The 19,577-nt window shown below is 63.0% G+C and carries 23 protein-coding genes; 15 read left to right on the top strand and 8 right to left on the bottom strand.

The annotated features are described in order from the left end of the window. Positions 1-61 precede the first annotated feature (61 nt). A complete protein-coding gene (locus tag J2S96_RS02540; RefSeq protein ID WP_306859568.1) occupies positions 62-1,660 on the bottom strand; it encodes a S53 family peptidase in 1,599 nt (532 codons plus the stop codon). A gap of 214 nt (positions 1,661-1,874) precedes the next feature. Between J2S96_RS02540 and J2S96_RS02535 the strand changes: the two genes are divergently transcribed. The 3 genes from J2S96_RS02535 (at position 1,875) to J2S96_RS02525 (ending at position 4,423) form a co-directional block, all read left to right on the top strand. Further along, positions 1,875-3,275: a glutamate decarboxylase gene (locus J2S96_RS02535; protein ID WP_306859888.1), complete on the top strand. Its 1,401-nt coding sequence runs from the start codon at positions 1,875-1,877 to the stop codon at positions 3,273-3,275. Positions 3,276-3,314: 39 nt separating this feature from the next. Further along, entirely contained in the window at positions 3,315-4,181 is an 867-nt protein-coding gene (locus J2S96_RS02530; RefSeq protein WP_306859567.1) for a class II glutamine amidotransferase, read from the top strand. A gap of 89 nt (positions 4,182-4,270) precedes the next feature. After that, complete coding sequence (locus tag J2S96_RS02525; protein ID WP_172465612.1) at positions 4,271-4,423, top strand: hypothetical protein; 153 nt, start codon at positions 4,271-4,273, stop codon at positions 4,421-4,423. Here J2S96_RS02525 and J2S96_RS02520 read toward each other — a convergent pair. The 3 genes from J2S96_RS02520 to J2S96_RS02510 all read right to left on the bottom strand — a co-directional run bounded on the left by J2S96_RS02520 (position 4,420) and on the right by J2S96_RS02510 (position 6,821). Further along, complete coding sequence (locus tag J2S96_RS02520) at positions 4,420-4,848, bottom strand: hypothetical protein (protein WP_306859566.1); 429 nt, start codon at positions 4,846-4,848, stop codon at positions 4,420-4,422. The genes J2S96_RS02525 and J2S96_RS02520 overlap by 4 nt on opposite strands. Before the next feature lie 196 nt (positions 4,849-5,044). Further along, the gene (locus tag J2S96_RS02515) at positions 5,045-6,025 is read right to left on the bottom strand and encodes a cation diffusion facilitator family transporter (RefSeq protein ID WP_306859565.1); all 981 of its coding nucleotides are present in this window, start codon (positions 6,023-6,025) and stop codon (positions 5,045-5,047) included. Between the two features lie 64 nt (positions 6,026-6,089). Continuing rightward, positions 6,090-6,821: a DUF72 domain-containing protein gene (locus J2S96_RS02510; RefSeq protein ID WP_306859563.1), complete on the bottom strand. Its 732-nt coding sequence runs from the start codon at positions 6,819-6,821 to the stop codon at positions 6,090-6,092. A gap of 71 nt (positions 6,822-6,892) precedes the next feature. On the opposite strand from J2S96_RS02510, the gene J2S96_RS02505 reads away from it, so the two are divergent. The 9 genes from J2S96_RS02505 to J2S96_RS02465 all read left to right on the top strand — a co-directional run bounded on the left by J2S96_RS02505 (position 6,893) and on the right by J2S96_RS02465 (position 13,490). Further along, positions 6,893-7,102 (top strand): hypothetical protein, encoded by a 210-nt coding sequence (locus tag J2S96_RS02505; RefSeq protein WP_306859561.1) that lies wholly within the window; start codon positions 6,893-6,895, stop codon positions 7,100-7,102. After that, positions 7,099-7,665, top strand: a complete 567-nt coding sequence (locus J2S96_RS02500; protein WP_306859558.1) for a DUF6328 family protein — start codon at positions 7,099-7,101, stop codon at positions 7,663-7,665. The genes J2S96_RS02505 and J2S96_RS02500 overlap by 4 nt, the downstream gene beginning before the upstream one ends. Before the next feature lie 137 nt (positions 7,666-7,802). Continuing rightward, the gene (locus tag J2S96_RS02495) at positions 7,803-8,735 is read left to right on the top strand and encodes an SDR family oxidoreductase (RefSeq protein WP_306859556.1); all 933 of its coding nucleotides are present in this window, start codon (positions 7,803-7,805) and stop codon (positions 8,733-8,735) included. A 58-nt stretch (positions 8,736-8,793) separates the two neighbouring features. Further along, a complete protein-coding gene (locus J2S96_RS02490) occupies positions 8,794-9,099 on the top strand; it encodes a hypothetical protein (RefSeq protein ID WP_306859555.1) in 306 nt (101 codons plus the stop codon). 56 nt (positions 9,100-9,155) lie between these two features. Continuing rightward, positions 9,156-9,848 (top strand): SRPBCC family protein, encoded by a 693-nt coding sequence (locus tag J2S96_RS02485; RefSeq protein WP_306859553.1) that lies wholly within the window; start codon positions 9,156-9,158, stop codon positions 9,846-9,848. Between the two features lie 400 nt (positions 9,849-10,248). Beyond that, complete coding sequence (locus J2S96_RS02480; protein ID WP_306859550.1) at positions 10,249-10,596, top strand: hypothetical protein; 348 nt, start codon at positions 10,249-10,251, stop codon at positions 10,594-10,596. A gap of 17 nt (positions 10,597-10,613) precedes the next feature. Beyond that, positions 10,614-12,506 (top strand): transketolase, encoded by a 1,893-nt coding sequence (locus tag J2S96_RS02475; protein ID WP_306859548.1) that lies wholly within the window; start codon positions 10,614-10,616, stop codon positions 12,504-12,506. 176 nt (positions 12,507-12,682) lie between these two features. Next, positions 12,683-12,931, top strand: a complete 249-nt coding sequence (locus tag J2S96_RS02470; RefSeq protein WP_306859546.1) for a hypothetical protein — start codon at positions 12,683-12,685, stop codon at positions 12,929-12,931. A 220-nt stretch (positions 12,932-13,151) separates the two neighbouring features. Continuing rightward, a complete protein-coding gene (locus J2S96_RS02465; protein ID WP_370872974.1) occupies positions 13,152-13,490 on the top strand; it encodes a YegP family protein in 339 nt (112 codons plus the stop codon). A 303-nt stretch (positions 13,491-13,793) separates the two neighbouring features. Here J2S96_RS02465 and J2S96_RS02460 read toward each other — a convergent pair whose 3' ends face one another. Continuing rightward, the gene (locus J2S96_RS02460; RefSeq protein WP_306859542.1) at positions 13,794-13,997 is read right to left on the bottom strand and encodes a hypothetical protein; all 204 of its coding nucleotides are present in this window, start codon (positions 13,995-13,997) and stop codon (positions 13,794-13,796) included. Between the two features lie 82 nt (positions 13,998-14,079). Between J2S96_RS02460 and J2S96_RS02455 the strand changes: the two genes are divergently transcribed. Next, positions 14,080-15,420, top strand: a complete 1,341-nt coding sequence (locus tag J2S96_RS02455) for a serine/threonine-protein kinase (RefSeq protein WP_306859540.1) — start codon at positions 14,080-14,082, stop codon at positions 15,418-15,420. 150 nt (positions 15,421-15,570) lie between these two features. Here J2S96_RS02455 and J2S96_RS02450 read toward each other — a convergent pair whose 3' ends face one another. Further along, positions 15,571-15,828, bottom strand: a complete 258-nt coding sequence (locus J2S96_RS02450) for a DUF6458 family protein (RefSeq protein WP_306859538.1) — start codon at positions 15,826-15,828, stop codon at positions 15,571-15,573. Positions 15,829-16,050: 222 nt separating this feature from the next. Between J2S96_RS02450 and J2S96_RS02445 the strand changes: the two genes are divergently transcribed. Further along, positions 16,051-16,404, top strand: a complete 354-nt coding sequence (locus J2S96_RS02445; protein WP_306859536.1) for a YegP family protein — start codon at positions 16,051-16,053, stop codon at positions 16,402-16,404. Positions 16,405-16,512: 108 nt separating this feature from the next. Here the strand turns inward: J2S96_RS02445 and J2S96_RS02440 are convergent, their stop codons facing one another. Both J2S96_RS02440 and J2S96_RS02435 read right to left on the bottom strand, forming a co-directional pair. Next, positions 16,513-16,983: a hypothetical protein gene (locus tag J2S96_RS02440; RefSeq protein WP_306859534.1), complete on the bottom strand. Its 471-nt coding sequence runs from the start codon at positions 16,981-16,983 to the stop codon at positions 16,513-16,515. A 59-nt stretch (positions 16,984-17,042) separates the two neighbouring features. Continuing rightward, positions 17,043-18,347, bottom strand: a complete 1,305-nt coding sequence (locus tag J2S96_RS02435; protein WP_306859532.1) for an MFS transporter — start codon at positions 18,345-18,347, stop codon at positions 17,043-17,045. A gap of 557 nt (positions 18,348-18,904) precedes the next feature. Between J2S96_RS02435 and J2S96_RS02430 the strand changes: the two genes are divergently transcribed. Next, positions 18,905-19,513 carry a helix-turn-helix domain-containing protein gene (locus J2S96_RS02430; RefSeq protein WP_306859530.1) on the top strand — a complete coding sequence of 203 codons (609 nt, stop codon included), beginning with the start codon at positions 18,905-18,907 and terminating at the stop codon, positions 19,511-19,513. The last annotated feature ends 64 nt before the right edge of the window (positions 19,514-19,577 follow it).

Below are 19,577 nucleotides of genomic sequence, written 5' to 3'. Positions count from 1 at the left end.
CCGAAACAACCCAGCTGGGGCGGCGGGATTTTGCGGCACTATGGGAGTTCCGGCAGCCCTCCTACGGCGTGGCTTGCAGCAAGGCAAGGAGCGCGTTGCCGTCCGGACTCCCCAGCCCAGTGCAGGGATCCCAGCCGGTTCCGGCGTGGTAGCTTCCGTTGGAACCGACGGTGATGTCATGGAAACCCGACGCCGGGTGGGTACCGTTTTGGTAGAGCAGGGGTTGGATCAGCCCGTAGCGCCGATTAGTTGCCTGCGCAAGGCGGGCGACCAGGGCCGCCCAGAGCGGGGCGACCGCACTGGTTCCCCCGATCACCATGTCTTTCCCGTCGACGCGCACCTTGTAACCGGTTTGCGGGTCGGCAACGCCGCTGACATCGGGAACGCCCCTTCCGGCTTTCGCGGGTGCAGGCTTGTGCTTGGCGGGCCCCGAGATGCCCGATTGCCAGGACGGAACCGGAAAGACATCGCTGAAGCCGCCGCCAGTGGCGGAGTTCGGGCCGTCGTTCCAGACGGTTTCCGCTCTGATGACCCCTGTTGCGGCGTCTGCCTGAAGGCGGGTGCCGCCGCAGGCCAGCACATGCGGGCTCGACGCCGGGAAATCGGCATGATCCTTGTTGTCCGTTGCGCCGTCGGCACTGCCGTTGTCCCCGGCAGCGGCGGTCACCGTCACTCCGAGGGCCGCGGCGTCCGCCAGGGCCTGGTCGAAAGCCGTCCGGGCTTGGGCTGTCCACGCGTCTTCGCTTTGGCCCCAACTAATGCTGATCGCGGCGGGCGCCGGACTTGCATGGGAGGCAGCGGCTATCGCATCCAGGAACCCGGCATCGGTGTTGGGAGCGAAGTAGACCACAATGTTGGCCTTTGGCGCCAAGGCGCCGACTACCTCGATGTCGAGCAGGACTTCCCCGTCGGCGCCCGCCGGATCCTGCCCGGGCTGGTTCGCGCCGCCGTCGACTCCCACCGCGGTGACGCTCGGCGTGGCCATGCCCAGGCCCTGGAAGTAAGCGTCAAGGTCTTGCTGCCCGTAGCCGCCGCCCAGTTCGATGATGGCAACGGATTGGCCGGTCCCGTCCGTTCCCTCGGGGAAGTTGTAGATTTTTCCCAGCTGGGGCGGGGTGTAGCTGGTACCGGCAGCGGCCAGCGGAATGGCGCGGAACTGGGCCCGGGCCTGCGGGCGGTCGTCAAGGCCGAGGACGGCGACTACGACGCCGTCGAGGGCTGCAGGGATTTGTAGTCCTCCCGTGCGGTGCCGGTGAGTGACAGCGGTGCCGTCCGGGCTTCGGCTCGTCAGCTCGTCAAGGGACGTCCCGAAGATGCTGCTCATCCGCTCCACGGTTCCTGCGAGCCGTATCCGGCGGCTCGCTGCGTCCGCCTCCACGACGTGGAGACCCAGCTTGGCGAAAGTGCGTTCAGCCAGATCCAGGTCTGCGGGCGATGCGCCGTAGCGGGACGATAGTTCGTCCCGAGTGAGGGCTTCGGAGGGAACGTCGGTCATTTCCTGCTGACGCCGCAGGACCACCGTTGCCTCGATCCGGCGCGAAGGATCGACTGGACCAAGAATGTCCCGGACGCCCGGAGCGGGTGCCCTCTCCGATCCTGGCAGGGGGACGCTTTGCGTTTCCTCGGGCTGACGATCTTCCGGAGTGTCCTGCATCGACATTGGTGCCTCCTCGCTCGGGTGACAGAGCTCGTTCCCCTGTGATTATGCACCAGGAGCCACTTTGGCACCATGGCAGGGATCAGGGCTATTGGCGCCGACCCGGGCAGCGCGGTTTCGCGAGGCTTGGGCATCGCTGCCACCCGAGGTAGCGTGGGGCCTTGCCGGGCCATGCCACCGCAGCGGCCTGCATTGCGGCGAGTCAAAGGAGCGAACCATCAGTAGGTCACACCGAACATCAGCCCATGAACCAGAGACTGTAGTTGAGTTGAACCCGGTGTTCAGCCGGCCGGGAGAATCCACTATTTTTCCCCGGTTCACCATTCCGGACGGCGAGTCCCTTCCTTCGACCGCCTATCAGGTGGTCCACGACGAAGCGATGTTGGACGGTAACTCCCGCCTGAACCTGGCCACCTTCGTCGGAACGTGGATGGAACCGGAAGCGTCGAAACTGTACGCAGAGACGTTCGACAAGAACATGATCGACAAGGATGAATACCCCCAGACGGCCTTGATCGAGACCCGCTGCTGGCGGATGCTCGCCGACCTATGGAATGCGCCCGATCCCGCCAAGGCCATTGGGACCTCCACGATCGGTTCCTCCGAAGCATGCATGCTGGGAGGCCTGGCCTTGAAGCGTCGCTGGCAGCATGCGCGGCGGGCGGCCGGCTTATCCACCGACAAACCCAACCTGGTCCTCAGCTCGGCCGTGCAGGTGTGCTGGGAGAAGTTCTGTAACTACTGGGACGTCGAGGCCCGGTACGTTCCGGTGTCGAAGGAACACCAGGTGTTGGACGGCTACGAGCTGGACAAGTATGTGGACGAGAACACTATTGGTGTTGTAGCCATCATGGGTGTGACCTACACGGGCGCCTATGAACCGGTGGAACAGATCTCGGCGGCGCTGGACGCGATCCAGGAAAAGCACGGCCTCGATATTCCGATCCACGTGGACGGGGCATCCGGCGCCATGGTTGCGCCCTTCCTGCAGCGGGAGACCGTCTGGGACTTCCGTCTGCCGCGGGTTGCCTCGATCAACACATCAGGCCATAAGTACGGACTGGTCTATCCGGGTCTCGGCTGGGTCGTTTGGCGGGACGAAGAAGCGCTACCCGCGGACCTGATCTTCCATGTCAGCTACCTCGGCGGCGACATGCCGAGCTTCGCCCTGAACTTCTCACGCCCCGGCGCCCAGGTGCTTCTTCAGTACTACCTGTTCCTCCGGCTCGGTTATGAGGGCTACAGATCCGTTCAGGCAACTTCCCGGGACGTGGCGCTTTACCTCTCCAGTGAAATAGGGGCGATGGAGTCGTTTACTTTGTGGAGCGACGGATCAGACATTCCGGTCTTTGCCTGGCAACTCAGTGACGGCTACACGGACAAGTGGAACCTCCATCATTTGTCCGAACGGCTGCGCATGAATGGTTGGCTCGTCCCCGCCTATCCGATGCCGGAAGGACTGAGCGAGATCACTGTCCAAAGGATCGTTGTCCGCAATGGCTTCACACGGGACCTCGCATCCAGTTTCCTGGCTGACCTCAGAAAGGAAGTCTCGTATCTGGACGGCCTCACGGCGCCGATGCCCGCGGGCGGACAAACCCAGGCCTTCCACCACTAGCCAGCACCGTCAATAAAGACGTCAAAAGAGAGGAGTGCCATGTGCCGATTGTTCGGCTTGCACGCCGGTTCGCAAGCAGTGCGGGCCACTTTTTGGCTTTTGGACGCGCCGGACAGTCTTGCTGACCAGAGCAAGCGCGAGCCCGACGGCGCCGGCATCGGCACCTTCGACGGCGCCGGCAACGCCCGCGTGGCCAAACAGCCGCTCGCCGCTTGGGAGGACCACGCCTTCGCGCGGGAGGCACGGGTCCTGAGGAGCACGACGTTCCTGGCCCATGTGCGGTATGCCAGCACAGGCGCGCACACCATGGTGAACACACACCCGTTCGAGCAGGACGGGCGCTTGTTCGCCCACAACGGCGCCTTCGGCGATCTCGAACGGCTCGATCAGCGACTGGCTGAGATGGGAGTCGCGGACCTGGTGCAGGGCCAGACAGACAGCGAGCGGCTCTTCGCGCTCATCACCGCGGAGAGCAGACGAGCGAATGGCGACGTCGGCGAAGGTATCACCCGGGCGATCAGCTGGCTCGCCAAGGAGGTTCCAGTGTTCAGCTTGAACCTCATCCTGACAACCGCGACAGACCTTTGGGCAGTCAGGTACCCGGACACGCACGAGCTGCACATTCTGGAACGGCTGCCTGAGCGCTCCGAAGAGGCCGCTCCCCTCGACGCACGGAGCCCACGCATCCGCGCGCACAGCAAGGATCTGGCCCGTTCCGGCCACGTCCTCATCGCCACCGAACCCATGGATGACAACCCGGAGTGGAGCGCGCTGCCCTCCGGCGCACTGGTCCACGTCAATTCGGATTTGGCTGTGAATATCAGCCGCCCGTTTGCGGAGGCTCCGGCACATCCGCTCACGCTGTCCGATCTCTCCCCCGCGGCGGCCGCGTCCCAGAAACCGTGATCCCCGAACACAAAGCGGCCCTCGGCGTCTTACGCTGAGGGCCGCGTGTTCAGCGCGTCCGTGGGCCCGGCCGCGGATAAGATCGATCCATGACCGCTGAAGTCGAATCCGAAACCGCCTTCGTCCCGGCCGTCCAACTCGACGGGCAAATGAGCATCAATGACGTCCTGCTTGAATTGGGGCGGGAGCCCGTGGTGTACCCGTCCGCGAACGCCGACGCCGGCGATTTCCACATCTTCTAGGGGCGTCCCTCCTTGCCACCTTGGCCGTCGTCGCGCTCCCGCCGGTTGACGTCGTCGCGCTCCCGCCGGTTTTCCGCACCATTTGAGTCCGGACGGTTGCCCGCATCGGGGTCGAGTTCTTCTGCCCGCCGCAGCCTGTCCTGTGACACTTCGTTGGCCCGCTCGGCAGCCCTCTGCTTGTCCGCGGCCTCTTGGCGTAACCGTTCCGCTTCGCTCTCGGCACGCGCGGCATCAGCCGTCGCCCGAGCGGCTTCGGCGCTGCGCTCATGAGCTCCGAGGGCGTCGGCACGGGCTTTCTCGCGGAGCTCCCCGGCGCGCTTACGGGCGGCCGCGGCCTTCGCGCGGCGCCCGAAAAGGACGACGCCGACGATCACCGCGATGATCACAATCGCCACTACGATCCAAATCCAAATTTGCCCGTCCACTGCAGCTCTCCTCAACATTGACTGCGCTTCCGCCGCGCCGGTTCGGCCGATCAGCAGACCCTGAGGTTGGCCGGCTGGGATTGGCGTTCCCGGACAGCGCGGAGGCTGGTCCCTTGAGTCAACAACTTCAGGGGAGACTTGGCACGAGTGTCGTGTACTTGTTTCCCGGGCGGTTCCGGCGGATGGCGATGTTGGTTTACTCAACGGCTGGCGACTGCCCCGGAACACCAAAGGGAAGCGAGGGCTCGTCGGGAGTGGCGAGGGTCAGCACTGCTTCCTCGACTGTCTCCTCGTCCTCCAGTTCCCGTTCCACGCGGCGAAGCGCGACCGCTACCTCATGCTCGCGAAGGTCGCCCTTGATATCCACGGCCGCCACCAAGTACAGTTTGCGCGGCCCGACAAACTCCAGATGCAGATACGTCAAACGCTCGATTTCCCCGTGTTCCAACACCCTGATCGCCATCGACCTCTCAAGTTCAGGCGTCACGCCCTGGCCCACGAGGAACCGACGATTGCGGTCTATCAGCACCACCGCAATGACACCGAGCAGGAGCCCGACAGATATTGATCCGAGGGCATCTGGAAGTGGCGACCCGGTGAGCTGGTGCAGGAAGATGCCCAAGAAGGCAATGATCAGCCCTATCAACGCGGCGCTGTCTTCCGCGAAGACTGCACGCATGGTGGGATCCGAACTCTTGAGCACTTGCTCCAAGGTGCGGCGTTCAAGCTCTCGTGCGGAGCTGCGGGCCTGCCGGAACGCCTGGACGAAAGACCCCCCTTCGAGCACGAAGGATATCGACAAGACGACGTAGGCGACCGCGAAATCGCTGGCGGGCTCCGGCGCGAAAAGCTGTTGGATGCCGTGCATCACGGAGACCACAGCGCCTGCGGTGAACAAGCCGAAGGCGGCGAACATCGACCACACATACGCTTCCCTGCCGTAGCCCATCGGGTGGGCCACGTCGCGTTGTTTCGAGGATCTCCGCTCAGCCACCAGCAGGAAGACCTGGTTTCCTGTGTCGGCCCAGGAGTGGGCCGCTTCGGCGATCATCGAAGCGGAGCCGGTAAGCACGGCCGCGATTGTTTTTGCCCCGGCAACAAGAAGATTTGCCGCGAAAGCCAGGATCACAGTCATGAGGGATGACGGTGATATCTCGACCTTCTTGGTGTCAACCATGGAACCTACCGTACCTAACAAGCCAAACGGCCACGCTTAGTACTTGCCGTCTACTAGTAGCCGCCTAGTAGTTCCCGAGGTAGGAGCGAAGCGTGTGGGCGTTACGGACCGCGTTGCCGCCGCCGTCGTTATTGAAATAGACGAAGACCTCCTTGCCGGCTGCCTCCCACTCCGCAATACGGTCCGCCCACCAGTGCAGGTCCTGTTCGGAGTAGGAACCTCCGTAAAGGTGGTGGTGGTCCGGCCCGTGCATCCTGATGTAGACAAAGGGCGCAGTGGCCCGAAGGACGCACGGAAGGTCCGCTCCGCTCATGATGCAATAGGCGGCCCGGTGGTGCTCGAGCAACTCGTAGACGGCGTCATGGTGCCAACTGTGATGACGGAATTCAACGGCTACCTTCATCCACTCCGGGAGGAGGTCAAGGAAATAAGCCAGCCGGGCGTCGTCGCGCTCCATTGCCGGTGGCAGCTGGACGAGGAGGACTCCGCGCCTGTCGCCGAGCTCATGCCACGCCGAAGTCATCCTGCCGATCCACGCTTCCGGCGCGTAGAGGCGCTTCCCATGGGTCAGCCCGCGCGGCGCTTTGACTGAGAACACGAATCCTTCAGGCAGCCGACGCCGCCAGCTGGCGAACGATGCATCGCGAGGCCAACGATAGAAACTCGCATTGAGTTCGACGGTGTCGAACTGCTGTACGTAGCAACCGAGCCTTTGCCGGGAAGGAGTTCCGGAGGGATAGAGCACGTGCTCCCAGTGGTCGTAACTCCACCCCGATGTCCCAACGTGGGTTCCCATCAGTCCAGCCTATGGTCGACATCGCTTAATAAGTAAGCTGAGCATATCCGGAATTGATGAGAGGTTGGTCGATGGCCATGCGTTACGGGTCATTCTTCGGGGTGATCGTGGTGATCTGGCTCGTCGTGGGAGCGGTAGCCGCCGGACAGCGGGGCTATTTCAACGCGGTCCCCGCGCAGTGTTCCCAGTTCGCGACGATTACTTTGAATATTGTTGCGGGCCCGCTGAATTACATGGGGATGAACCCTGTGGCAGGCTGCGAACTTCCCCGGCCGTCGTGAACCAGTCGGAGGAGCCGCCTCTTGGTCCGGCGGCCAACACCAGGCACGAGACCGAGGACCAGAGGATGGACCGCAACTGGAACGAACTGCTCCAAGAGATGCGCGTCCTCCAGACCGGTGTCCAGATTATTGGCGGCTTCCTGCTGACTCTTCCGTTCCAGCAGCGGTTCAGCATCCTGACAGAGCCGCAGAAGTGGTGGTTCCTCCTCCTGGTTGTCCTGGCAACCATGACCACCGGCCTCATGCTGGTTCCGGTCAGCCTCCACAGGCGACTTTTCCAGCATCACGTGAAGTACCGTCTGGTCGCAGCCGGGAACATGATCGTCAAGGTCGTCGTCGCTTGCGTGGCCTTGCTGATCGCCGGATGCGCCGGATTGATCTTCAGTGTCGCCGTGGGGCCCGAGGCGGGTTTGGCAGCCGGCGGCAGCATTTTTGTCGCTCTCGCCGCACTCGTGCTCGTGTACCCCCTGCTTTCCTGGACACCCGGGCGCCGCCGAAAGGAGCCGGAACCGGAACTTGGCGTGCATCCGGAAAATCAGCAGCAGGACCGAAATTCGCGCTAGTCTAGGCCCTTCGGCGGAATATAGTAAGTTTACTGATCAATTTACCCGAACCCATGGACAAGAGTCCGTGCGGCCTACTAGTTTCGATGAGGAAGCAAGCCCACTCGGGCGTCGAAAGACCGACGAAGAAGGGGATCATGTACCAGTCAGAAACGCAGCAAAGCGGTTCGGAACAAGCACCTAATGCGCAGCCCTCTCCGCCGAAAGATCCGCGTTCCGGTTATTACTCCGGATCCTTTCCCCAACAAGAACAGAAGCAACCGGGCCTGACCGCGCCGATGGATCCGGTGCCGGACCACGGCGAGCTTTCCTACACCGGCCACGGCCGCTTGACGGGCAGGGCGGCCCTCATCACGGGAGGCGACTCCGGAATCGGCGCAGCCGTAGGCATTGCGTTCGCCCGCGAAGGTGCCGATGTGGCGTTCTCGCATCTACCTGAAGAATCCGAAGATGCCCGGAATACCGCTGGCTGGATCGAAAAGGCCGGAACCAGGGCTTTAACCCTTCCGGGCGACGGCCGTTCGGAAGATTTCTGCGCGTCCACGGTAGAACGCACCGTGGCTGAATTCGGCCGGTTGGACACCTTGGTCTTGAACGCCGGTTACCAGAAAAACCGGGAAGGGCTCGAAACGCTGCCGACCGAGGAAATGGACCGGGTGTTCAAGACCAACTTGTACTCCTTGATGTGGACTGCCCGTGCGGCCATTCCCCATCTCAAGCCCGGCGCGTCGATCATCGTCACGGCCTCCATCCAGGCATTCAACCCTTCGCCCCAGCTCATCGACTATGCCATGACCAAGGCAGCGCAGGTGGCCTTCACCAAGGCGCTGGCCCAGGAACTGGGGCCCAAGGGAATCAGGGTCAATGCCGTGGCCCCCGGACCCATTTGGACGCCCCTGATTCCCGCGACCGAGTGGCCGGACAAACTGCCGGAGTTCGGGCAGAACACCCCCCTCGGCAGGGCTGGGCAGCCTGCGGAATTGGCGCCGGCCTATGTGCTTCTCGCCTCGGACGAAGGGTCCTACATCTCCGGGGCTGTTCTGCCGGTCACGGGCGGAAAAGGCCTTTAGCGGCCGGTCCTTGGTTTTCCATCAACAACTCAAGCAGCACGGGAAGGACGGTAAGGACATGGACGAGCAGAAAGCGGCCGAAGAGGCTGGAGGGTACGGAACTCCGACGCCGGAACAGGAAACAGGAGGGCGCGAGGCCCAGCAGTCGAACCAGCAGAACGACGACGCCACTTCGACGGCGTCTGAGGGCGGCCACCACGGATCGGCTTCCGTTCCATCGGCCGATGCCGAGCTGGACGAGTCGAACTCCGAGGGGACCGAGCCTGGGAGGCCCTTCTCTTCGGAACCGAAGGGCGATGCGACAGGGCTGCCCGCGGACCAGTCCCCGAAAGACGACGACGGCGAGACCTTCGACGCTGGCTAGACCGCTTGAAAGACCACCAACCTCCACAGGACCAACCTCAAGCAAGGAGTATGGACATGGCTACGGTTAACAAATCAATCGACGTGGACGTTCCCGTTTCAGTGGCTTACAACCAATGGACACAGTTCGAGTCTTTCCCGGAATTCATGAAGGGCGTCGAGGCGGTCGAACAAATCGACGAGACGGCCCTGCATTTTTCCACCAACGTCGGCGGCGTCAAGCGCGAGTTCAATGCCCAGATCCTTGAGCAGGTCCCGGATTCATTGGTCAGCTGGGCCAGTGTTGACGGGCCACGGAACGCCGGCTCGGTGAGCTTCGAGCCTCTCGGCGCGGACCGTACCCGCGTGACCGTGGAGATCGAATGGGAGCCGGAGAGCCTTGCCGAAAAGGCAGGCTCGCTGGTGGGCATCGACGATATGCGGGTATCGGCCGACCTCGACAAGTTCAAGAAATTCATCGAGGAGCGCGGCTACGAGACCGGCGGTTGGCGGGGCTCCGTGGCAGCCGGCGACGTCGAAGACTCCGGGGCAGCAGCTTCATCTGCCGGTACTACTTCGGGGCTGCTCTCCGTCGATCCTGACTTGACGGCCCCCGCGGCCACGGAAGCGGGCGACGGCGGTACCCCGGCTCACGTCGGCCAGTACCCGGAAGGCGACTACGGCACCGAGCAGGTCGCGGATCGACCCGCGGAGGGCATCCAAGGCGACTACACCACTGAAGAAACACGTCCGCCTGCGTCGGACCGCTGAGTCCCGTGGGGCCGGCCACGATCAGGCCGGCCCCACGGACGTCCGATAGGAATCCACTGACATTCCGAGGAGCAAGCAATGAGCACGTTCCCTCCCGACCCGACCCGAGACCCCAACGCTGATCCCACGAGGGAGCCCGGTCCAAGCCCGACACCTGAACCGGTACCGTTCCCGGAGCCAGGTCCGACGCCCGTGCCGACCCCTGGGCCGGAACCCGAGCCAGGACCCCGCCCCGGAACACCCGATCCCGTACCGCTGCCCGAGCCGGGACCTTCTCCGGTTCCCGAGCCTGGCCCCGACCTTCCCTTCCCGCCCTCGCGGCCATTGGGCGAGCCGCCCCTGACGCTCGAGTGACCCGGCGGGCCGTAAAGACTCGACGGAGGAGATGGAGGACATAACCATGGCGGTGAAACTGAACAAGAAGGCCTTCGACCATGCGAAGAGCCTTATCCGCGACAACAAGGTAGTCATCGACACCCGGGACGACTGGAGCGAACACGCGCCGTCGACGCAGGATGAGAACAAATTCCTGGATAAGAACGGGAGCACCGAATATTCGAAATGGTTTCTCGGCATAGACGATGAGCACCCCGAAGGACAAAAAGGCCGCTACAAGTTCCCTTATGGAGACTTCAAGAAAATTCATCGCTGCGCCGTGATTTCAGGCGAGAGCAGGGCTAGCCAGCGCGACCATGACGATATCCGCGAAGCCCTTGGGAAGTTGCTCGATCGGCTGAACGAGCAGTAAAGAGAGAGGGACCGGGCATGTCAGAGCACAGGACAGCACCTTCCGCGCGGTTGGAAGACGAAAAAGCAGATTCCATCCGGGCACTAGCGACGCAATTGCGTGTGGATTCCATCAGGTGCAGCACCAATGCAGGCTCGGGCCATCCAACGTCGTCCTTGTCAGCCGCGGACCTGATGGCCGTCCTCCTCGAACGGCATTTGCGCTACGACTGGGACCAACCGGGCTTGCCGAACAATGACCACCTGATTTTCTCGAAGGGGCATGCCTCGCCGCTGCTGTATTCGATGTATCGGGCCGCGGGCGTCGTCGAGGAAGAGGAACTACTCACCACCTACCGTCAATTCGGCGCCCGGCTCCAGGGCCACCCGACGCCGGTGCTGCCTTGGGTGGATGTGGCTACCGGCTCGCTGGGGCAAGGGCTGCCGGTCGCCGTCGGGGTAAGCCTCGCAGGGCGTTACCTGGACAAGCTGCCCTTCCACACCTGGGTTTTGTGCGGCGATAGCGAACTCGCCGAAGGGTCCATCTGGGAGGCCGTGGACAAGGCGGCCTACTACAAGCTCGGCAATCTCACAGCGATTGTGGACGTCAATCGGCTTGGCCAGGACGGCCCCACCGAACTTCAGTGGGATATGGACGCCTACGCCGGGCGGATTGAGGCCTTCGGGGCCCGGGCACTGATCATCGACGGCCACGATCTGTCCGAGATAGACGGGGCCCTGAGCCAAGCCCGTAGCGATCCTGATAAGCCAACGGTTATTCTCGCCAAGACGATCAAGGGCAAAGGTGTCCCTGAGGTCGAAGATCAAAACGGCTGGCACGGTAAAGCGCTCCCTGAAGACATCGCTGAGAAAGCCATTGCGGCCCTTGGAGGAGCAAGCAACATACACGTGGCTACCAGTCCCCCGGAGTCGGGCAGCCCGGCAATCACGCCTGGCACCCAGGCCGCGCCTACGCTGCCCCGATGGGAGGTTGGCGAGAAAGTGGCGACGAGGGCCGCCTTCGGTGCGGCAGTGTCCGCACTTGCGGTCCGCCCCGAGGTGGTGGTCCTGGATGGAGAGGTGGGGAACTCGACCCACGCCGGAGACTTCAAGGACGTGGCCCCTGAGCGGTATTTCGAAATTTTCATTGCAGAGCAGCAACTCGTTGCCGCCGCCGTCGGCCTCTCGGTCCGAGGCTACGTGGCCTTCGCCTCAAGTTTCGCGGCTTTCCTGGTTTCGCGGCCGTTCGACTTTATCCGCATGGCCGGAGTCTCGGAGGTGGACCTCCGGCTTGTCGGCACGCATGCAGGAGCCGAAATCGGGCAAGATGGTCCTTCGCAGATGGCATTGGAAGACATTGCCGCCATGCGGGCGGTGCACAGTTCCACCGTGCTGTATCCGGCAGATGCCCCGTCCACGGCTCAGCTCGTGAGCGCGATGGCGGAGACGCCCGGAATCTCCTACCTCCGCGCAACCCGCGGAGCATATCCCGTGATTTACGGACCGGACGAACAGTTCTCCGTTGGCGGGAGCAAAGTCCACGGCGCCAGCCCCGACGACCAGGTGGCGCTCATCGGAGCCGGGGTCACGCTCCACGAATGCCTGGCGGCCGCCGAGGAACTGGCCGAATCGGGAATCAAAGCCCGCGTCATCGACCTTTACTCCGTCAAGCCGGTCGACGTCGACACCCTGCGGCGGACGTGCCTCGAGACCGACGGCCGGATTGTCGTCGCCGAAGACCATTACGCCCAGGGCGGTATCGGTTCCGCCGTGCTCGAAGCCCTCGCGAGTGCCAACACTCCCAAACTCCACGTGACACTGCTCGCCGTAAGGGAACTTCCGGGTTCGGGCGAGCCCAAGGACTTGCTCAACGCCGCAGGAATTTCCGCTCGCCACATCGCTGCGGCCGCGCGGGACCTGGTCAAGGCGTGACGGGCAACGCCCCGGAGTCGGAGGGTTCGCGTCACAATCCGTCGTTTCGAAGCCTTATTCATTCTTCTGATCCACAAGCGGTGAACAATCCGGGCGCCCCCATTACTATCAAGAGTGGATGGGGGCGAATTCCGGACTCAGCTGGGACTTGCCGGAATGAATATCTGGAGCTGGCAGTGTCGGAACCTTTGGAGTCTCAAGACCCGCTTGTCGAGCCGGAACCGGTCCTGGTTCCCGGGAAAGACAATGACAGCCTGGCGGGGCTTCGCGAGCAAGCGCAGGACATCATCAACGAAGTCCTCAGCGGAACCGAGCCGAGCGGCGAACACCTCAGGGCAAAACTCAGAGCCAGCATCGCCCGGCACCCTGGCTTCCCGGAACTGGCCCTGCTCGAGCACCTGATGAACCGGGCGAGTGGTAGCTGAGCCGCGCGGGGGTTGCACACGTTTTACACAGGGTTTACGCACCCGGTCTTGTAAGCCTTAACGAAGTCAGCACAGACTGATTATCACGTGAAAAACCATCGCGGTGGTTGTTCAACCAGAGCAGCGGACAAAGGATGCAGCGATGCCCGTCCCGCCCATAGTCTCCTAGTCAGGTCGCTACGGCGCAGGATCCGCAGACCGGGAGGTAGCAGTGGCCGGCATGTTTGAAGTGTTTGTTGACGCGGAATCCCTTTTCAGGTTCCGCCTCAAATCACCTGACGGAGCGGTCATTGCTGTTTCGACGCCGTTCAAGGACAAGCCTGCGGTTGTGGCCGGTATCGCCGCTGTGCGGGAGTGCGCAGGCATGGGACTCGTCACCGACCTCTGCCCGGCGGCGCGCGCACACGAACCGGCCGAGGTAGCTCTTCCGAACGCAATCCCCCACATGGCAGTTCCCCCATCATGTGACGAACCGCGGAAGGCAGCCGACGGATTCCGCATCCGCGCGAGGCAACTCCGACGATCCTCCACCGCGCCCAGATGGACCGGCGCGGCGTAAAAGACCCGCGCAGCTGAATAGGTACGGCGTAAGAGACCCGCCCGCGCAACTTGATAGGTACGTCAGGACCGACGGCGCACTGGGGGACTCACCTGGGTCTCAGCAGGCAAGATGCGCCGCCGGCCGTTTTGGTCCAGACCCAATTCTCCCACTGTTTTCCCGTGATGCACAGTGAGGGTTTCGCCCTCCAACCCGTAGCGGGAGGCCCAATGGACCTCCCGCTACGGGACACGCGCGCTGGGTGCGCCTTCTGGCCGGGAAACCTTCTAGCGCTTGGTGGTGGGCGCGTCCTCGGCGGGTTCCTTAGTGGCGGGGGCCGACGACGTCGGCTCCGGGGACTCCGTCTCCGGAACCTTCACAGGGGGAACTGCGGTGGTCGGGGAAACCGTGGTCTCCGGCGAGGAGACCCGGGGAGCCGACGGCGACGGGCTGGCCGACGCGGTGGCCGATGCTGTGGACGTTGGCGCCCGAACCGTAACTTTCCCTGCGTCCAGGTCGATTACCCAAGGGGAAGAGTGTCCATGGCCGGGCAAAAAAGCCTAGACTTTACGGGCTCCGTCGGTTCGAAGTAGTTCGAAGAAAGCGAGGTGTGACCGTGCCGGATGGCCCTACGACTGGAGACAGCGATGCTCTGGTTGCCGAGCGGTACAGGCTCGGAACCCTGATCGGGCGCGGCGGAACGGCGTCGGTCTACCGGGCGCAGGACGAGAGGCTGGGCCGCGACGTGGCCCTGAAACTCTTTGCTCCGCTGCTCGAGGGTCCGGATGGACTTGCCCGGCATGAAAATGAGATGCGGCTCCTGGCAACGTTCAACCATCCGTCACTCGTGACTCTCTTCGACGCCGGCACCGACCGCCGGGATCCCGAGCATCCCCGGACATTCCTCGCCATGGAACTGATACACGGCACGGACCTCCACGCCAGGCTGCGGGGCGGACCCCTGGCGGCCCAGGACGTAGCGCACATCGGGGCAGATCTGGCATCCGCCCTCGAATATGTGCATGGGCGCGGGATCATCCACCGCGATATCAAACCTGCGAATGTCCTTCTGGCGGATGCCCCTTTGGGATCCCCCGTGCGGCCCAAACTCACGGATTTCGGAATCGCCCGCATCGTCGAGGGAACCCGTCTGACCGCAACGGGCACCATGGTTGGGACCGCCGCGTACCTGAGCCCGGAACAAGCCACTGGCTCCGCCCTCGGACCGGCCAGTGATATCTACTCGCTCGGGCTTCTCCTCCTCGAGTGCCTGACCGGAACGCTCGAGTACCCGGGAACCAGCGTGGAATCCGCTGTCGCGAGGCTCCACCGCCCACCCCGGGTGCCGGAAGCCCTCGGCAAGCGGTGGGTTGACCTGCTCACCGCGATGACATCGGCCCGGCCTTCCGACCGGCCTGGCGCACTTGAGGTTGAGCAATCACTCCGAGGCGCCATCGCTTCCGGTGTCCCTCTTGCGCTGCCGGTTGGCGCCCAGGGAACCACGCGGCCCCTTCCCCGCAAGCCAGACCGCCCGCCCCGCACAGCCAGGGCGACCACCCACACCCGCGTGCAGCCAGCTGCAACGGTCAGCGAAAGCGAAGGCGACAGCACCGTCGTCGTGCCGGTCGTGCGAAACAGGCGCCAGTGGCGAGGGAAACCGCTAAGCCGTCCCCGCAGATCGGCGTGGGCTGCCGCCACCGCACTGCTTACCACCGCCTTGGTGATCATTGGCGTGAGCGCATACCAACCGCCTGCTCCCGCGGCCCCGGCCCCGCCCGTCCTGGCAACGTACACGCCCACTCCCACGCCGAGCAGCCCGACGGCCACGCCCTCACCAAGCGTTGAGCCTTCGACTCCGGTTGCGCCAGTTGCGCCAGCCGCCCATGTTCCCGTGGCTCCGGCCCCGGCCCCGGGACACCATAAGGGCAACGGCAAGGGTGGCGGCGGTTAGGAGCGGGCGCCCGGCCTGAGGAAAGTCAGCTCTGCGGGTCGTACATGAACTCGCTCGTGCGGCCGGACAGCAATGGCGCGTTCGGCCACCGTGGGGGCATGGAAAAGGCGAGGGTCGGCACGCCGACCCTCGCCTTCGTTCCTGCTGTGGCTAGATTCCGCCGTCGCGGGTATCCCGGGTCACGATGCGGTCCCCGGTGGCCGGGTCGACGGTGGCGCGGCTTTCGCTGATTCGGCGGGTCCGACGCGGACCGAACACGAAGAGGGAGACGATCAAGCCGATGACGCCGACGACCATGAGGATATAGCCGACCATATGGAGGTCGATGAATGACACGACATCGACGGGGATGGCGAAGGCCAGAATTGCGCCTATCGCGATAAGGAAGATGGATGATCCGATACCCACTGCTTTACCTCCTGCTGAACCGCGGACCCGGCGGTGGCGGGTATTACTAAGGTTGCTTTGCATCGCCAAAATTACACGTCAGTACCCCATACGGCAACTGCAAAACGCCGTACCGGCTCCTTGAATGGAACATCGTTAAAAACACTAAGGGTACTTTGCATTTTGGTGTCCGCCGGGTACGGTCCCTTTAAGGGGGCATATGTTTCTATTGGGGAGGTCAGAATGGCAGGCAAGTTTGAACTATTTGTCGATGCCAAGGAACGCTACAGGTTCCGGCTGAAAGCAGCGGACGGGACTGTCATGGCGGTCTCGAAGGATTTTGAGACCAAACGTGCTGCAGTGGTGGGAATCCGCGAAGTGCGGGCGTGCGCGGGCATGGGACTGATTACGGACCTGTGTCCGAGTCATCCGGCGACGCCGGAGATCTCCGCGCCGTCCCCGGCCGACGGAAGCTCGCCACCACCCTCGGCCGAAGCGGGGGCGCCTGAGGCCCGGAATTGGCTCGGCCGTACTTTCGTCGTTCGTAGGCGCGGCCACAAAGCGCTGACCAAGCGATGGCCGGACCTAGCCAAGTAACACCGGATCAACCAGCGCGGACACACAGGGTCGTCAACCGACAACGCCGCACTGCAGGAAATGCCGGGACTCAAGGCGTCCCGGCATTTCCATTGCGCTAGCAGGTCTTCAGCTTGACTGCCGGCCGAGGTCGAAGGTCCCGGCTTGTGGTGGCCGGGTGCTCCATTCGGTCTCGGTGGCCCGCATCCAAGGAAAAGGCAGGAGTTCGTCCAAGCCGACAGTTCCAACCTCTCCCCCGGCGTCAACCAGGACAGTCGCCTCGGGCCCATAGTTCCGGAGCAACTCCCGGCAAACGCCACAAGGATTGGTGACCTGGGGCTCGCCGTGTTCGTCCATGCTGACGGCCACCGACGACTGGATGGAGCCTTCCTGCGCGATGCGCGCATTGGCGAGGGCGCTGGACTCGGCACACACGTTGATGCGCTTGGAGCCAATGTGAAGGCCCAGGTAGATCGCCCCGGACGCACCCCGCATTGCGGCGGCCACACGATGGTTCTCGCCGTGGTGGGCTGAGAGGAGCAGTTGTCGCGCCGCGGTGTAGAGCTCAACATCGGACTGACTGAGGTCAAAGGAGATCACAAGCACCCCTGAACCGAGGCGGCCGAGGCGGCCGCGGCAGCAAGAATCCGCGCACGTCCCTAGCTTCCAACGAAGATTCCATTCTTCCGGCGCGCCAGCAGGTAGAACACAATGCTCAGCACGGACAGGACGGCAACGTAAACCGGGAAGATCCACGACGCATTCATGGACTGGAGCCACACCAGGAGGTAGGAAGCAGTGCCACCGAAGACGGCGACACCGATGCCGTAACCCAGGGAAGTTCCGGCGCCGCGGCAGGATTTGGGCATCAGGGAACTGGTGACGACGTTGTACAGCGTCATGTTCAGGACCAGGACAACCGAACCTCCCAGAAGAACCGCGGCGAATCCGCCGATGCCCGGGCGGAAGTACATCAGCATCAGGAAGACCGAGGGAATGGACAGTGCGCGGGTTACCAGGAACCACTTGGAAATCGATTTGCCGTCCGTGAATTTGCCAACCACGAGGCTGCCGATCACAAGCACCACGCCTAGGACGGTGGTGAGGGCGAAGACGGCGGTCGCGTCTTCCTTGAAGCCGCTCCGGGCCGCGGTGGGCAGTCCCGTATTCCAGGCGTAGTTGTAGGCCTGCGCCGCTCCGACGACGAAGGTAATGGCCAGAACGCTCAGCCAGTGCTTGCGCACGCCACCCCAAACCGCCTTCGAGGAATTGTCCGCAAGCTCCTCCGGCCGCATGGTTTCGGGAAGGGTCCGCCGCAGGTAGACCACGATGAATCCGAAGATTGCACCCACGACGAAGGGAACCCGCCAGCCCCAGTCGGCCATGACAGCCCCGCTCAGCATCAGGCTACATAGGTAGCTGACCAGCGAAGCGAGAAGAATGCCTGAGTTGACGAAGAAGGAGATGATGCCTGCGACGAATCCTTCGCGTCCCACGGGAACCAGTTCGACGGCGTGTGCGGTGGAAAGGGGAGCTTCAACGCCGGTGGAGATGCCCTGCACAATGCGGCAGACCAGGAGGATGATGCCGGCAGCGCCGCCGATCTGCTGGTATGTCGGACACAAGGCGATGACCAGCGTGGTGATTGCCATCATCATGATGGACCAGAGCATCACTTTTCGGCGGCCGATTCTGTCAGCGAAAGTACCGAGCAGGACGCCGCCCAAGGGGCGGAACGCGAAGCCTACGGCGAAGACCGCCAAGGCATTGAGGGTTGCGGCGGTCGGGTCCTGCGAGGGGAAGAACTTTGGCCCGATGAAAGCGGACAGTAGCCCGAAGACCATCCAGTCATACCACTCAAGGGTGTTCCCGAGTCCGAGGCCCAGCAGCCCACGGCGGACTTCCGGAGAGAGCCGGGATTTACGGGCGCTCTCCAGGCCATTCTTGACGACAGTGTCAGTCATGATTCTTTCCTTCCTCCGCACCTTCGGAGTGCGTGAGGGTACGGATCACCGTTGACATCCAGGGGTATGGACGGTGATCGAAACTATCATTTTGGCTTGGTTCGGCAACGCCGTACCAGCTCACCTCATGGGAAGTGAGTTAGCCCAGATAGCTACGCGTGCCTCTTCGTAGCGCTTGAAGCAAACGGGGATATCCAGTCCGGAAACAGGAACGTGGATGGCTTGCTCGGATGTCGCAGGTTCAGCATGGGAGAAACGAACGTGAACGTGGGGCTGGGCCTTCCGCCAGAAGGCTGAAGCGCCCACGTCCGTGATCGTGTTGGAAACTCCCCCACGTGATGTGACTCACTTAACTATATTGAAGATATTCACTAGGTCAATGCTTTTTGATAAATAGCCCCCACCGCCCCGGCGCCATCGAAAAGGCCCTCAATCGCAGGAAGTCACAGCGAAGCCGCCGCAGCATCGCAACGCAAGAAAAGTTTCACGAAACCATTGATTCGGTAAATTTTTTCACTATAGTTATGAAAGTCAGCTCACCGAGAGAAAGCTGGATCATGACCAACGAGATCATCGCGGCATCCTCACCCGCCGGCACGAGCGCGCTCCTGGCGACTGTCGGCAACAAGGTCCGCACGATGCGCAAGGACAAGGGGATGACTCTGTCCAAACTCTCGGAAATCACCGGTCTCAGCCCGGCGATCGTCAGCCAGATCGAGCGTGGGCTAGCCAACCCGTCATTCACCACCTTGGCGCAACTGGCTCACGGCCTGGACATTCCTGTGGGGAAGTTCTTCCTCGGCCAGGAAGAAACCAGGTCGCCGGTTGTTCGCAAGTCCGAGCGGCGAAACCTCAAAGGCGTCACCAAGAAGTCCGTGGGAGAGGCAGTCTATGAGCTCCTGACCCCGGATCTCAATGGCGCGTTGGAGGCCCAGTGGATCGTGAGTCCGCCAGGCCACGACACCAGCGCCACTCCGTTTCGCCACAGCGGCGAGGAATTCGGCATCATCCTGTCGGGAAGGAAAGACATCTTCCTCGACGGTGAGTGCTACACGCTTGAAGCCGGCGATTCAATCACTTTCTCCTCGGATACGCCGCATTGGTACAAAAACAGCTACGAAGAGGTATGCGTAGCGATCTGGGTCAACGCCCCTCACGTGTGGTGATCGGCCGGCGCTAGCCGCCGCCCGTTCCCATACACGCACGGACCCTTGGACGTCCGTCCGCAAA

It is taken from the genome of Arthrobacter bambusae (assembly GCF_030812595.1).
Taxonomy (GTDB): domain Bacteria; phylum Actinomycetota; class Actinomycetes; order Actinomycetales; family Micrococcaceae; genus Arthrobacter; species Arthrobacter bambusae_B.
Note: the sequence above shows the minus strand (reverse complement) of the source record. Positions and strands in the feature narration are given on the sequence as shown.

Coding starts and splice junctions, on each gene's coding strand:
- J2S96_RS02540 (WP_306859568.1), bottom strand. CDS start 1,660: ATGTCGATGCAGGACACTCCGGAAGATCGTCAGCCCGAGGAAACGCAA.
- J2S96_RS02530 (WP_306859567.1), top strand. CDS start 3,315: ATGTGCCGATTGTTCGGCTTGCACGCCGGTTCGCAAGCAGTGCGGGCC.
- J2S96_RS02525 (WP_172465612.1), top strand. CDS start 4,271: ATGACCGCTGAAGTCGAATCCGAAACCGCCTTCGTCCCGGCCGTCCAA.
- J2S96_RS02515 (WP_306859565.1), bottom strand. CDS start 6,025: ATGGTTGACACCAAGAAGGTCGAGATATCACCGTCATCCCTCATGACT.
- J2S96_RS02510 (WP_306859563.1), bottom strand. CDS start 6,821: ATGGGAACCCACGTTGGGACATCGGGGTGGAGTTACGACCACTGGGAG.
- J2S96_RS02505 (WP_306859561.1), top strand. CDS start 6,893: ATGGCCATGCGTTACGGGTCATTCTTCGGGGTGATCGTGGTGATCTGG.
- J2S96_RS02495 (WP_306859556.1), top strand. CDS start 7,803: ATGTACCAGTCAGAAACGCAGCAAAGCGGTTCGGAACAAGCACCTAAT.
- J2S96_RS02490 (WP_306859555.1), top strand. CDS start 8,794: ATGGACGAGCAGAAAGCGGCCGAAGAGGCTGGAGGGTACGGAACTCCG.
- J2S96_RS02485 (WP_306859553.1), top strand. CDS start 9,156: ATGGCTACGGTTAACAAATCAATCGACGTGGACGTTCCCGTTTCAGTG.
- J2S96_RS02480 (WP_306859550.1), top strand. CDS start 10,249: ATGGCGGTGAAACTGAACAAGAAGGCCTTCGACCATGCGAAGAGCCTT.
- J2S96_RS02475 (WP_306859548.1), top strand. CDS start 10,614: ATGTCAGAGCACAGGACAGCACCTTCCGCGCGGTTGGAAGACGAAAAA.
- J2S96_RS02465 (WP_370872974.1), top strand. CDS start 13,152: ATGTTTGAAGTGTTTGTTGACGCGGAATCCCTTTTCAGGTTCCGCCTC.
- J2S96_RS02445 (WP_306859536.1), top strand. CDS start 16,051: ATGGCAGGCAAGTTTGAACTATTTGTCGATGCCAAGGAACGCTACAGG.
- J2S96_RS02435 (WP_306859532.1), bottom strand. CDS start 18,347: ATGACTGACACTGTCGTCAAGAATGGCCTGGAGAGCGCCCGTAAATCC.
- J2S96_RS02430 (WP_306859530.1), top strand. CDS start 18,905: ATGACCAACGAGATCATCGCGGCATCCTCACCCGCCGGCACGAGCGCG.